This is a genomic window from Bacillus basilensis (assembly GCF_050630465.1).
Classification (GTDB): Bacteria; Bacillota; Bacilli; order Bacillales; family Bacillaceae_G; genus Bacillus_A; species Bacillus_A basilensis.
The window spans coordinates 40,605-54,318 of sequence record NZ_JBNTQO010000001.1; the positions used below are offsets into that span (position 1 = coordinate 40,605).

General features: G+C 33.2%; 15 protein-coding genes and 1 pseudogene. 13 read left to right on the forward strand and 3 right to left on the reverse strand.

Features of this window, described 5'->3' with window-relative positions:
• Positions 1–10: 10 nt before the first annotated feature.
• Entirely contained in the window at positions 11–667 is a 657-nt protein-coding gene (trhA, locus tag ACQVV1_RS00215; protein WP_063223310.1) for a PAQR family membrane homeostasis protein TrhA, read from the reverse strand.
• Positions 668–880: 213 nt separating this feature from the next.
• On the opposite strand from trhA, the gene ACQVV1_RS00220 reads away from it, so the two are divergent.
• The 4 genes from ACQVV1_RS00220 to ACQVV1_RS00235 all read left to right on the forward strand — a co-directional run bounded on the left by ACQVV1_RS00220 (position 881) and on the right by ACQVV1_RS00235 (position 3,437).
• Positions 881–1,066 carry a twin-arginine translocase TatA/TatE family subunit gene (locus ACQVV1_RS00220; protein ID WP_000492443.1) on the forward strand — a complete coding sequence of 62 codons (186 nt, stop codon included), beginning with the start codon at positions 881–883 and terminating at the stop codon, positions 1,064–1,066.
• 42 nt (positions 1,067–1,108) lie between these two features.
• On the forward strand, positions 1,109–1,849 hold the full coding sequence (tatC, locus tag ACQVV1_RS00225; protein ID WP_063223311.1) for a twin-arginine translocase subunit TatC: 741 nt from the start codon (positions 1,109–1,111) through the stop codon (positions 1,847–1,849).
• A gap of 341 nt (positions 1,850–2,190) precedes the next feature.
• A complete protein-coding gene (locus ACQVV1_RS00230) occupies positions 2,191–2,442 on the forward strand; it encodes a DUF2535 family protein (protein ID WP_000629012.1) in 252 nt (83 codons plus the stop codon).
• Between the two features lie 152 nt (positions 2,443–2,594).
• The gene (locus ACQVV1_RS00235; protein ID WP_063223332.1) at positions 2,595–3,437 is read left to right on the forward strand and encodes a DegV family protein; all 843 of its coding nucleotides are present in this window, start codon (positions 2,595–2,597) and stop codon (positions 3,435–3,437) included.
• 182 nt (positions 3,438–3,619) lie between these two features.
• Here the strand turns inward: ACQVV1_RS00235 and ACQVV1_RS00240 are convergent, their stop codons facing one another.
• Entirely contained in the window at positions 3,620–4,594 is a 975-nt protein-coding gene (locus ACQVV1_RS00240) for an MBL fold metallo-hydrolase (RefSeq protein WP_242251831.1), read from the reverse strand.
• A 335-nt stretch (positions 4,595–4,929) separates the two neighbouring features.
• Between ACQVV1_RS00240 and ACQVV1_RS00245 the strand changes: the two genes are divergently transcribed.
• Complete coding sequence (locus ACQVV1_RS00245; protein ID WP_098556191.1) at positions 4,930–5,517, forward strand: SCO family protein; 588 nt, start codon at positions 4,930–4,932, stop codon at positions 5,515–5,517.
• Positions 5,518–5,551: 34 nt separating this feature from the next.
• On the opposite strand, the gene ACQVV1_RS00250 is transcribed toward ACQVV1_RS00245, so the two are convergent.
• On the reverse strand, positions 5,552–6,016 hold the full coding sequence (locus ACQVV1_RS00250) for an Hsp20/alpha crystallin family protein (RefSeq protein WP_001288083.1): 465 nt from the start codon (positions 6,014–6,016) through the stop codon (positions 5,552–5,554).
• 217 nt (positions 6,017–6,233) lie between these two features.
• Between ACQVV1_RS00250 and asnB the strand changes: the two genes are divergently transcribed.
• The 8 genes and pseudogenes from asnB to ACQVV1_RS00290 all read left to right on the forward strand — a co-directional run bounded on the left by asnB (position 6,234) and on the right by ACQVV1_RS00290 (position 13,649).
• Positions 6,234–8,135, forward strand: a complete 1,902-nt coding sequence (gene asnB, locus ACQVV1_RS00255) for an asparagine synthase (glutamine-hydrolyzing) (protein ID WP_063223314.1) — start codon at positions 6,234–6,236, stop codon at positions 8,133–8,135.
• A gap of 93 nt (positions 8,136–8,228) precedes the next feature.
• Positions 8,229–8,588 carry a GNAT family N-acetyltransferase gene (locus ACQVV1_RS00260; RefSeq protein WP_431168415.1) on the forward strand — a complete coding sequence of 120 codons (360 nt, stop codon included), beginning with the start codon at positions 8,229–8,231 and terminating at the stop codon, positions 8,586–8,588.
• A gap of 48 nt (positions 8,589–8,636) precedes the next feature.
• Complete coding sequence (locus ACQVV1_RS00265) at positions 8,637–8,966, forward strand: hypothetical protein (RefSeq protein WP_431168617.1); 330 nt, start codon at positions 8,637–8,639, stop codon at positions 8,964–8,966.
• A 230-nt stretch (positions 8,967–9,196) separates the two neighbouring features.
• Positions 9,197–10,050, forward strand: a pseudogene (locus tag ACQVV1_RS00270) (phosphatase PAP2 family protein).
• A gap of 135 nt (positions 10,051–10,185) precedes the next feature.
• Positions 10,186–11,148, forward strand: a complete 963-nt coding sequence (locus ACQVV1_RS00275; RefSeq protein WP_242251832.1) for an ABC transporter substrate-binding protein — start codon at positions 10,186–10,188, stop codon at positions 11,146–11,148.
• Positions 11,149–11,279: 131 nt separating this feature from the next.
• The gene (gene dat, locus ACQVV1_RS00280; RefSeq protein WP_242251833.1) at positions 11,280–12,155 is read left to right on the forward strand and encodes a D-amino-acid transaminase; all 876 of its coding nucleotides are present in this window, start codon (positions 11,280–11,282) and stop codon (positions 12,153–12,155) included.
• A gap of 98 nt (positions 12,156–12,253) precedes the next feature.
• A complete protein-coding gene (locus ACQVV1_RS00285; RefSeq protein ID WP_242251834.1) occupies positions 12,254–12,901 on the forward strand; it encodes a nitroreductase family protein in 648 nt (215 codons plus the stop codon).
• 259 nt (positions 12,902–13,160) lie between these two features.
• Complete coding sequence (locus tag ACQVV1_RS00290; protein ID WP_242251835.1) at positions 13,161–13,649, forward strand: hypothetical protein; 489 nt, start codon at positions 13,161–13,163, stop codon at positions 13,647–13,649.
• Positions 13,650–13,714 lie beyond the last annotated feature (65 nt).

The following is a 13,714-nucleotide window of genomic DNA, read 5'->3' on the forward strand; positions in this document are numbered from 1 at the left end:
ACCTTTTTTATTATGCTGTAGGTAAGACGTAAAAGAGTACGCAGAAGAACATCATCGCACTACCACCTAAGACGAAAAGATGCCAAATGGCATGATTGAAAGGCAACTTTTCCCAAAGGAAGAATATAGCCCCTACAGAATATAAAATTCCGCCCGCTAAAAGTAGTGAAAACCCATGTCCAGTTAGATTTTCATAAAGTGGTTTAATGGCAACGATTATAAGCCATCCCATAATGATATAACATAACGTTGATGCCTTAATAAAGCGACGTACAAAGAAGATTTTGAAGACGATACCCCCGATTGCTAGTGTCCATATAATAGCGAGTAACGTCCAGCCTAATGTTCCGCGAAGTGTAATAAGTAAAAAAGGAGTATATGTGCCAGCGATTAATAAGTAAATGGCTGAGTGATCTAGTATAGTAAATAATTTTTCTACTTTTGGATGGTGAATGCTGTGTAGCAATGTTGAAAACAAGTACAGTAAGAACATGCTTACACCATAAACCGTAAATGCAACTACAGCAGATGCGGTACCATGCTTAGAGGCGTGAATAATCAATATAATTAAGGCAGGGATGCTTAAAATGGCACCGATACCATGTGTAATTGCATTTGCAATTTCTTCTTTAACAAACTGCGTCATTCGTGTCATTTTTTCAGTCATAATGCAAATCCTTTCTACTATCATAAAATAATATGTCGTTTCCCTTACCATATCATACACAAGGGCAATAGAAAATGAAATTTGTATAATTGATTATATTTTTGAATTTTTTTGACAAAAGGCAATGGATTTGTTGACGTTTTCAAACTTTTTTGACAAAATAAAATTATGTAATAGTAGGACAAGGAATCTACTAATAAAGGGGATGGAGAAATGTTTTCAAATATTGGCTTTCCAGGGTTAATTTTAATTTTAGTAGCTGTACTCATTTTATTTGGGCCTAAAAAATTGCCGGAGATCGGAAAGGCTTTAGGGGAAACGTTAAAAGAGTTTAAAAAATCAACGAAAGAATTGACAGATGACGCATTTCAAGAGAAGGAAAAGAAGGAGAAAATGTAATGGATTTTCCTTGTAATGGATAAATAAAGTGTGGTGAACGAGATGGAAGATCAAGAAATGAGCGTAGTAGAACACATTGTTGAGCTTCGTAAACGAGTAATATATACAGTCTTATCATTTGTACTATTTTTAATTATTGGATTTACTTTTACGAAGGATATATATTTTTGGCTCGTAAAAGACTTGCCGATGAAGTTAACAGTTCTGGGACCGAGTGATGTATTGTGGATTTTTTTCTCGATTGCTACAGTATTTGCTATTGTTTGTACAATTCCTTTTGCTGCTATACAAATTTGGTTATTTGTAAAACCGGGTTTACATCCAAATGAACAAAAGATGACATTGATGTATATACCAGTATTGTCCATATTATTTATTGCTGGTTTATGTTTTGGATATTTCGTTGTAATGCCGTTTTTATTTCATTTTTTAACTACGATAGGTAACGAAATGTTTAATACGATGTTTACGACAGAAAAGTATTTTCATTTTGTTCTTAATTTAACAGTTCCATTTGCTGTGATTTTTGAATTACCTGTAGTTGTAATGTTTTTAACAAGTATTGGATTGTTGACGGCGGAATTTCTCATAAAAATAAGAAGGTATGCATACGTAGCATTGATTATCATTGCATCGTGTATATCACCTCCTGATTTTTTATCACACAGTTTAGTAGCTGTCCCACTTATTTGTATTTATGAAATTAGTATCGCTCTATCAAAGATTGTTACTAAGCGCAAAAAGAAAAGAGAAGAAATTCAGTCGAAAAGTGCCTCGTTATAAAGGCACTTTTTTTATTTATTTGTTATACTCTAGCTATAAACGTATACAATATATAGAAGAAAAAAATTATAGAATCTCCAAAATTTAGACAAACTTTGCGCTTTTATAAGTTTATACTGAATGTATTAAGTAATTTACGGATAATGAGATTCCTGTCTTAACGGATATTTAGGATGGGGGATGGATTAGGTGGAGATGAATAGAGGATAAATCTTCAAACTATAAGGATTAAAGGGACTGTCTAAGGATACTGTTGTATTCATAGGAGTCTCCACTTTAAACACGTGTTACAGCGTAAAGTAGAGAAAGTTCAAAATCCAATGAAAAAGAGGATTGATATTGTGATTACGAAAAGTTTTTATTTCACTCATTCAACAGGGGATTGTATTAAAATATTTGAAATCCCTGTCCTACAGGCGCAGCATCCATTATCGTTTCTAATTCAGTCTCGTCTTCAATTATTTATTGCAAAAATTCAAAAACAAAAGCACCCAAGATTTTCGTATTCTTTCCGTGAATATTTACAAAATTGTTTGAAGTGGAATGATTATTTAAATGTATATAAAACAAATACTCTTGAAAAAAATGCATGATATAGAGTAGAGACAGGGTTAGAAACTCTGTCTTTTTCGATTTAGATATAAAAATATAATTAATTTGATGAAATTTCGTTCCAAATTGTTGAAAGCAATGGGAATACTAGTATAATAACAGGGAGAGCGTATTGGAAAGGGAAGAATATAATATGCAAAAAATTAAAATTGTAACAGATTCAACGGCAGATTTATCACAAGAGGTAATTGATAAGTATGACATTCATGTTCTACCATTATCAATCTCTGTAAATGGACAAACATATTTAGATCGCGTAGATCTACAACCGGATGAATTTATTGAAGAAATGCTTAAATCAGAGGAACTACCAAAAACATCACAACCAGCAATGGGTACATTTGTAGAAATGTATGACAAGCTAGGTGAAGATGGAAGTGAAGTACTTTCCATTCATATGACAAGTGGAATGAGTGGTACTGTGGCAACTGCAAATAGTGCTGCATCAATGACTGATACAAAAGTAACAGTTGTTGATTCGCAATTTATTACACATGCTTTAGCATATCAAGTAATTGAAGCTGCGAAAATGGCAAATGAAGGACGCTCACTAGAAGAAATTTTAAAACGTGTAGATGAAGTGAGAAAGAATACTCGTTTATATGTAGTAGTAAATACATTGGAGAACTTAGTGAAGGGTGGGCGTATCGGTAAAGGAAAAGCATTTATCGGTTCACTGCTTAATATAAAGCCAATTGCTAGCCTTGAAGATGGTGTTTATAACCCTGTAACGAAAGTGCGTAGCCAAGGCCAAATTGTAAAAACGTTAGCTAAGTTATTTGAGGAAGATACAGCTGGAAAAGTTGTAAAAGCTGTAGCAATTCCACATGCGAAAGCAATTCCTTTAGCTGAAAGTGTAAAAGAGGCGGTTGAAAAAGTGAGTGGGTTTGCTCAATCAGAAATTTTCTATACAACGCCTATTATTAGTACTCATACAGGTCCGGGTGCAATCGGATTTATGTATTTAGCAGAGTAATAAAAAAGCTACTTGAAAATATATTTCAAGTAGCTTTTTTATGTAAATAGAAAGTAAGAAATAAGTAGGGCTATACAGGCACTACCGCTAATGATATAGCGTGTCTGTAAATATTTATTCATAGAAAGCACCCTTTATAATTTTCTATATTATATGTTAGTTATAGAAAATAAGTAGCTCAGTTATACATGTAACGTTTCAATTTTTTCATTCACTTGCGTATCATTTGTTACGCTATTATAAGTGAAAGTTTGACCTAAGAAGAGTACATGCAGTTGCTCCCACGGTAACATACGCAAATTCCAATTATTTCGAAGTCTAGTTATTGCTTCGCGGGGTGTTTCATCGGCGAGTGCAAAAGCTCCGTAATGCATTGGAATAAAATGCGTAGCGTTTAAATCTAAATAAGCTTGCACTGCCTCTTCAGGTGAAACATGAGATACTTTCATAAACCATTCTGGTTCATAAGCACCAATTGGCATAAGAGCAATATCAATGGAAAAGCGTTTACCAATTTCTTTGAAACCTTGGAAATAGCCACTGTCTCCACAAAAATAAATGGTTTCCTCCATATTGTCATTCTTAATAATCCAGCCACCCCAGTGAGAAGTATTCATATCAAATAATGATCTTCTCGTCCAGTGTTGAGCAGGGACGAAGTGAAAGGAAACGTCATCAATAGTCGTACTTTCCCACCATTTATACTCTTCTACATTGTTGAATTTTTTACGAGTAAATAATTTTTTTAGCCCAATGGGTACTAAGTATAATACGTCATCGTTAAGTTGGCGAAGTGTTGAAAAATCTAAATGATCATAATGACCATGTGAAAGAAGGACAATATCAATTTTAGGTAGTTCTTTTATAGAAAGTCCAGGTTCTGTAAGTCTTGGAACTAGCTTTAATTTATTGGCCCATACTGGATCCGTTAATATATTAAGTCCATTCGTTTGGATAAGGAAAGTGGAATGCCCAATCCATGTGACAGTCGTTTTTTCAACATTACTTTGCAAAAATGCACTTTGTTTAACGGGTGATTGTTCTACTAAGAAAGAAAAATCTTTTTTGTTTTGCTTTCGTTCTTTACGCCAGCGTAAAAAAGAGCGAATTGATTTTTTTGTGCTAACATTATCCATATTTTCATAGCGCTTTGCCATGAACATCACCTCATTTAAAATCGTTGTAATTGTATTGTACCGAAATGTTGTTAAGGAATACAGTGTATAACATGGATGAATGTTTAAGTAATTGTAAAAAAATAGGGATAGGTATTTACAAAAGCACCAATAAAATTAGTTTTGCAACTTCTATGTAGAGAAATAATAGTGAAAAAATATATTTTGTCTAGTAATTCGCTTGAAATAAAGAAGTAACATACGTAAATTCGTACGATTTCGTGAACAAATGTAGTAAACAATTTTCTCGTAGTGTTAACTTTTGTTATGATAAACATAACCTATTTAAATTTAGGATAGAGAAAAGAGGTTTATAAATGAAGCGTTATCAAAAAGTAATTGGTCTTATGGTTGTATTTTGTCTCTTTGTACTTGCTGGATGTAGTGGATCAGGTTCAAAGCTTCGTAAACCATTGAATTGGGATTTAGAAACTTTCCAATTTACAAATCAAGATGGAAAGCCATTTGGCACAAAAGATTTAAAAGGGAAAGTTTGGGTTGCAGATTTTATGTTCACAAACTGTCAAACAGTTTGTCCGCCAATGACTGCTAATATGGCAAAACTGCAAAAGATGGCAAAAGAAGAGAAATTAGACGTTCAGTTTGTTTCGTTTAGTGTAGATCCAGACCTTGATAAGCCGGAGAATTTGAAGGCTTTCATTCAAAAGTTTACAGAGGATACTAGTAACTGGAATTTATTAACGGGCTATTCGTTAGAAGATATTACAAAGTTTTCAAAAGATAATTTCCAATCACTTGTAGATAAACCTGAAAATGGTCAAGTGATACATGGTACGTCATTTTATTTAATTGATCAAAACGGAAAAGTAATGAAAAAGTATAGTGGCATTAGTAATACGCCGTACGAAGACATTATACGTGATATGAAGCGATTAGTGGATTAAAAAGAAGGGTGCAAAGCACCCTTCTTTTTTTACCTTAGTCTATGGATAAAATATCATGTTGCTGTGGAAGTTTTGGTGCTCGAATTTCTAATACGCCATTTTGATACGAAGCTTTCGCTGCTTTTTTATTAATGGAGTACGGTAATTTAATCAATCTTGATGCTTCTGAAATGGAGCGTTCCCGGCGATAATAGTTATGAGATGTTTCTTCTTCAGCTTCTTCTAGTATCTCTTCTTTTACAGAGACTTTTAAGTATTCACTTTGTATTTCAATTTGAATTTGTTCTTTTTGTATACCTGGTAGTTCAGCTGTAACAACGAGTTCTTCACCAACTTCATATAAATCTACAGGGAATGTTAATAAACGGTTTCCTTTTTGGAAAAAATGATTTAAATCAGCGATTACATTACGAAGTGGTGTTTGCTCGAAGAAATCATCAATTTGCTTTAAATAATTGCGAACCGGTGGGCGAGAAGAGTCTTTTTTTTCTTCACTCATGGTATTCCCTCCTAGAAATCAATTTGCAATATCATATGACAAAAGCGGAGAAAGGTGAGTGCCTAGTTTTCATGTTTTCATAAAAAATTGTTAAAAATGTGAAATGGAGTGATTTTTTTATAGTTTTTGGTCGCCATATTCAGTTGATTATGCTAGTATAAATAGGGTTGATATAGTAGTATAGAGACAGAATGAAAACTGAAAGAGGGTAAGAAGTATGTGTGGTTTTGTAGGATGTTTATGTGAAAACCCTAGAGAGTTTTCAGAAGCAGAAAAACATCAATTTGAAAATATGAACACGATGATTTTCCACCGCGGTCCAGATGACGAAGGATATTTTCGTGATGAACATGTACAATTTGGCTTCCGCCGTTTAAGTATCATTGACTTAGAGGCAGGACATCAGCCGCTAACTTATGAAAATGATCGATATGTAATTATTTTTAATGGTGAAATTTACAACTATGTAGAATTACGTGAAATGTTACTTGAAAAAGGTGCAACGTTTGCAACGCAATCTGATACAGAAGTTATCATTGCATTGTATGCACATATGAAAGAAAAATGTGTAGACTATCTTCGTGGTATGTTTGCATTTATGATTTGGGATCGTGAAGAGAAGAAACTTTTCGGTGCACGTGATCACTTCGGTATTAAACCGTTATACATCGCACAACAGGGTGATACTACATTCTTCGCATCTGAGAAGAAAAGTATTATGCATGTGATGGAAGATAAAGGCGTTAATCCAACGTCACTGCAACATTACTTTACGTACCAATATGGTCCAGAGCCAGAAACATTAACAATTGATGTTAACAAAATCGAGCCTGGTCATTATTTCGTAAAAGAAATCGGTAAAGAGATGGAAATCCATCGCTACTGGAAACCTTATTTCAATGCTTCAAGTGCAACGAAAGAGGAGCATATCCAAGCGATTCGTGATGTGCTATATGATTCTGTAAAAGTGCATATGCGTAGTGATGTACCAGTAGGTTCATTCTTATCTGGTGGTATCGATTCATCTATTATCGCTTCTATTGCAAGAGAAATGAATCCGAACCTATTGACATTCTCTGTTGGTTTTGAGCAACGTGGTTTCAGTGAAGTTGATGTTGCGAAAGAAACTGCTGAGAAATTAGGCGTTAAAAACCATAACGTATTCATTTCAGCGAAAGAGTTTATGGATGAGTTCCCAAAAATCATTTGGCATATGGATGATCCTTTAGCAGATCCAGCAGCTGTACCATTGTACTTCGTTGCAAAAGAAGCACGTAAGCATGTAACAGTTGTTCTTTCGGGTGAAGGTGCAGACGAGCTATTTGGTGGATATAACATTTATCGTGAGCCAAACTCACTAAAAATGTTCTCTTACATTCCTAGCCCAGGAAAGAGCGTCCTAAAAGCATTAAGTGGTGCTCTGAAAGAAGGCTTTAAAGGAAAGAGCTTCCTAGAGCGTGGATGTACGCCAATTGAAGAGCGTTACTATGGAAACGCGAAAATCTTCCGTGAAGAAGAGAAAGCGGAATTAATGAAGTATTACAATGAAAGTGTTAACTATATGGATATCACGAAACCATTGTATAACGAAATTAAAGATTATGATGATGTAAGCAAAATGCAGTACATTGACATGTTCACATGGTTACGCGGTGACATTTTATTAAAAGCTGATAAAATGACAATGGCAAACTCATTAGAACTTCGTGTACCGTTCTTAGATAAAGAAGTATTCGATGTTGCATCTAAAATTCCAACTGAATTAAAGATTGCTAACGGAACTACGAAAGCTATTTTACGTGAAGCAGCACGCGGAATCGTTCCAGATCACGTATTAGATCGTAAGAAACTTGGATTCCCAGTACCAATTCGTCACTGGTTAAAAGACGAAATGCATGATTGGGCTATCAATATTATAAACGAGAGTAAAACAGAGCATTTAATCGACAAACAGTATGTATTAAACTTACTGGAAGCACATTGTGCAGATAAAGGCGATTATAGCCGTAAAATTTGGACTGTACTTGCGTTTATGGTATGGCACCAAATTTATGTTGAGCATAAATACGATACGAATAAGTTCCACGAAGAAACGAAACGTGCGTATAGCTTAGTTTAATTTGAAAAACCTTAAGATCGCATATGGTCTTAAGGTTTTTTTCATAAATAGGACGCATTATTGATACAATAATAGTAAAAGGATGGACAACACATGATTACGTTTGAGAAAGTTACTGTAGAAAATGAAAGCGTTGTTAAAGAAATGTTTCGCTCACATAGTTTAAGTGAGAAAGAAGTACAGTATTGTGTGAAAGTCGATGATACATATATTGGTGTAATAGATTATCGTGTTCAAGAGGAGAGTGCGATTCTATCTCAGCTAATTATTAACTTTGATTATCAAAGTTACGGTTATGGAACAAATACGTATTTTACATTTGAAACGATGATGAAAGAAAGAAATGTGAAAGAGATAAAGGTATTACAAACGGAATTAACAGAACAAGCAAAATCTTTCATTGAGAGCTTTGGTTTTAATGAGGAAGATGGAATATATGTGAAGAAAATATAACGATGAGTACTTATGCAGGATAAATATAAGGCAGGTGGATGTATGACGATGACTTCTGGACTTGTATTAATTGGAGTGTGTTTTTTAGCGGCAGAGCTAAGCCATATGTTTATTCGAAAAAGAATGAATAAGAAGAGAAAGCCGTATGAATTACAATATGCGCCTGTGTTTTTCCTTTTATTTTGTATGCTTATTACATTACAAAACATAACGAACTTTCCGCCGCTTTTAAATATTTTTTTAAAGTTCGGTTTGCTGTATAGTACCACTGGAATAGCCCTTTTATTTCTTTTATTTTGCATGCGTTATATTCACTATCAATCGTATATATTTATTTTAAATTGGTTAAAGCAAAATGATAGAAACCGCCTTACATAAGGCGGTTTTTTTATTTGTAATTGTAATGGCTTTGTATATAAAGCTCAAAATTTCATTAAAATTTATAAAAATGATTAGAGTATATAACATATTATCTGTTTTTAGTATGTGGTACTATGTATTCTTAATCTGTAACGTAAATGGGTGTATAAATTTGAAATGTTAATCAACTAGTTTATATTAAGTGCTGACAAATAGTAAAAGGATTTTTTTTGGAGGTATCGTTTTTTATGTATAATATTGATATGTTATTTCTTGAATGGATGACCAGTCTGGAAGAAAGTGTACTTACAACATTTTTTAAACTTATATCCAGTATTGCAAATGAAACGTTGTATTTAGTTGTAATTTCGATTTTATATTGGTGCGTTTCTAAAAGAAAAGCATTTCATATGATTGTTATGCTTTGTTTCTCTGGATATATAGGGATAATGGCAAAAGAATTTATGAAAATCCCAAGACCGTATACATATGACGGAATTCAAGCTTTATATGAAAAATCAGTCGCAAGTTATTCTTTTCCAAGTACGCACGTCCAGTTAGCGACAACATTTTGGGGCTCATTCATGATTTTATGTAAAAAGAGAATCATTTGGATCATTGGAATTATTTTTATTATATTTATTGCTACTTCTCGTCTATATTTACGTGTACATTGGCTCAGTGATATAATAGGTGCCGTTTTAATTAGTGTCATAGTTGTTTATTTATATACGAAAGTAACAGTGGAATTAAGTGATAGGAAATTTATATTGTTACAACGAATTGTATTGGTAGTTTCACTTATTATGTATTTTTTGACGGACCAAATAGATAATTTTAAATTGCTAGGAGTTTTGACAGGTTCTACAATTGGTATCATGCTAGAAAATCATTTTATTAAAATGAATGAAACTAATAATTTAAAAATACAAGTGTCAAAAACAGTATTGGGTCTTAGTATCTTGTTAATGGTACAGCTCCTATTAAAAAAGTAATACCTGATATGTATTATTTACGTTATGTATTGACTGGAATGACAATTACTTTCTTATGTCCACTTATTTTTCACATGTTACGGTTAAATAATATGAGCAGTAAATAAGTACAAAATATTTTGAATAAAAATGAGGTCTAAATTATATATTGAAAAAGTTTTCTGATATATCTATTGACAATGTATGAGATATACATTACTCTTTAAAAAGTAAATGATAATCAATTTCAACTAGGAGGACTTATGATACGCACTAAAAATATGCTTATATTTTGCATTATGCTACTAACAATCATAATCGCAGGGTGTAGTAAAGAAGAAAAGAAAGAAAATGATACATCAGCTAAAGCAAAAGATTCATATACGATAAAGCATGCAATGGGCGAAACGACAGTAAATGGTACGCCAAAAAGAGTTGTTGTTTTAACAAATGAGGGCGCTGAGGCACTTTTAACTGTTGGAGTAACACCAGTTGGAACGACAAAACCAAGAGCTGGCGATAAATGGTATCCTCATGTAGCGAAAGAGTTAAAAAATACGAAAGTAGTAGGAACTGAGCGTGACATTAATTTAGAAGCAGTAATGAAGCTTCAGCCGGATTTAATTATCGGAAATAAAATGCGTCACGAAAAAATATACGAGCAGTTAAAAGAAATCGCGCCAACAGTATATGCTGAAACATTACGCGGTGATTGGAAAGAAAACTTTACACTTTATACAAAAGCTGTAAATAAAGAAAAAGAAGGACAAAATGCTCTTAATGATTATAAAAAGCGTATTGCAGGAATAAAAGAACAATTAGGCGATAAAATTAATTCTAAAGTTTCAATTATTCGCTTCGTCCCTGGTGATGTTCGTATATATCAAAAAAATTCATTCTCAGGCGTTGTATTAAATGATATTGGATTTAAACGGCCACCATTACAAGATAAAGATGAATTTGCAATTAAAGGAATTACAAAAGAGCAAATTCCAAATATGGACGGGGACTATTTATTCTATTTCACATCGGATAAAGATGCGGATAAAAATAATGAAGGAAACACGTTAGCGAAAGAATGGACAGAAGATCCACTATTTAAGCAGTTACAGGCTTCTAAAGATAATAAAGTATTCCAAGTAGATGAAGTGATTTGGAATACAGCAGGTGGTATTGTAGCTGCAAACCTTATGTTAGATGATATTGAAAAATATTTTCTGAAGTAAATGAATAATCGAGTGCATCACTTTAAATGGGTGATGTACTTTTTTATTTATAAAAATACAGAAAATTCCTTCTTTTGAGTGTGGATAAGTTGTACAATTAAAACAATCATGGAATAAAGGAGTGGGAATAAATGAAAGCTACTCATAAAGATTGGATTTTGTTTAACGGGAGAATTGTAAATACGAAGGAAGAACAACCGATGATTCCATTAGAGGAGAGAGGCTTTCAATTTGGTGACGGTATATACGAGGTATTTAGACTATATGATGGGAAACCACATCTATTAGATTTACATTTGGAACGATTCTTTCATTCTATGGAAGAAATAAAATTAATTCCACCGTTTACGAAGGAAGAGTTGGTGGAAGAGTTACATCAAATGATTGAAAAAAATCAATTTCAAGAAGATGGGAATGTATATTTGCAAATATCAAGAGGGGCTCAACCACGTAATCATGTATATGAGTCAGACTTACAACCGACATATTTTGCAAATCTTGTTTCGTTTCCAAGACCAGTTGCTTCAATGGAAGCGGGAATCAAGGTAACAGTAGAAGAAGATATAAGATGGAAGTTTTGCCATATAAAATCATTAAATCTTCTTCCTAATATCATGATTAAAAATAAAATAAATGAACAAGGCTATCAAGAAGCGATATTAGTACGAGATGGAATTGTAACGGAAGGGTGTCATTCAAATTTCTTTATGGTGAAAAATAATAAATTGATTACACATCCGGCTGACAATTTCATTCTACACGGCATTACACGTCACTACGTTATTACATTAGCGAAAGAGTTACATATTGAAGTAGAAGAAAGAGAATTTTCACTTCAAGAAGTATATGAGGCCGATGAGTGCTTCTTCACAGCGACACCACTTGAAATATTCCCAGTCGTTCAAATTGGTGACGAGCAGTTCGGAAACGGCGAAAGAGGGCCAATTACAAAGAGACTCCAAGTTGCATATGAAGAAAGTATTAGTTTGTTTAAAGTTACGAACTAATATCATGAAAAAAAGCTGGTATTCCTCCAGCTTTTTTTCATGATATAATTCAAGCATAGGACAAGATTTGAAAACGCTGTAAAAAGGGGATTTAATGTATGAATTATGAAGATTTTAAAGAAGTAATTCACGGTAGACGAAGTGTTAGAAAGTTCACAGAACAAGAAATATCCGCTAGTGATATAAAAGAAATTATTGATTGTGCTCGTTATGCACCGAGTGATACGAACTCACAAACTTGGGAGTTCTTGGTCATTATGAATCGAGAAAAAATTAAAGAAATTGAACAAATGACATGGGATGCATTACATAAACTTGCGGCAAAAGCTGCAGAAAACGGAGAAGAGAAAGCAGGGAAATTACTTACACGTTCTTTCGGACCATATGCAACAGCTTTCTCGGAGGCACCAGTATTAATCGTATGTTTGGCAACGCCATATGAATCAAAGTTTCGTGAAAAGATATTTGATCCAATTGCTTTTGTTCCAAATTCAGTTTGGGAAGAAGAAGGAATTAAGAGTAGCTGTTTAGCGGCACAAAACTTAATGTTGGCTGCACATGCGAAGGGGCTTGGTACTTGCCCAATGACAGGACCTGTATTATTAGCTCAAGATGAACTACGACAATATTTACAAATTGAGTCTGAAAAACAAATAAATATGGTTATTTCACTCGGTTTTCCGAAGGATAAACCGAAGAAACTTCCAAGAAAAGAAGTAGATGAGATTACAACGTTTGTTTTTTAAAGCCTAAAATAAAAAGACATTGAATGAACAATGTCTTTTTATTTTGGACAGGTATGTAATTAATCTGTTAGGTTAAAATGATAGATAAGAGGGAATTACTATTTATTTCATAAAAAAAATTAATGTTCTATTAAGGAAAGTATGATACATTAATCGTGAGCAAGATTCTATTTGTTCATGAAAGTGTTAAAAGTAGTCTTAAAATTTAAAAGTTATTTTTGTATAATAAATTATAATGAAATGACAGGGGGGATGAATTTTGAAAAAATTCATAATCACTGGATTGTCTGTATTGTTATTAGTTGGTTGTGGTGCTCCAAAGGAAAAAGAGGGTACACAATCAAAGCCGGAAGAACAAGTTGTAAACGCAAGTAATGAGAATATAGTTGTATTTCCTGAAGGAGCAGTGCCAGTTGGAGAAGGAAAAGTGAAAGTTATTACTCCAGATGGTACTTCTGAGAATGGTAATATACCAACTGTATTCATTAAAAAGGATACTTTAATTCAACACGTTGAATTAGAGCTTTCTAATTTTCAAAATGATAAAGAAACATTCGTATTTGTAGATCAAGTATTTGCAGATAAACATCAAGTAACTAGTACAACACAGACAACAGTACAATTAAAAGAAAAGACGCTTGAAACAGGTAGTCATACAATTACTGCAGTTCAGTATGAAAATAATGACCCGAAAGGAAAGGTTATTAGTTTTAATCAAGCAACATTTGAGACAAAACCTGCATCTTAATAAGTGTAAAAAGTACATTACTCCAAACAGTAGTGTGCTTTTTTGTTTGGATTAGAGTGTGCAAT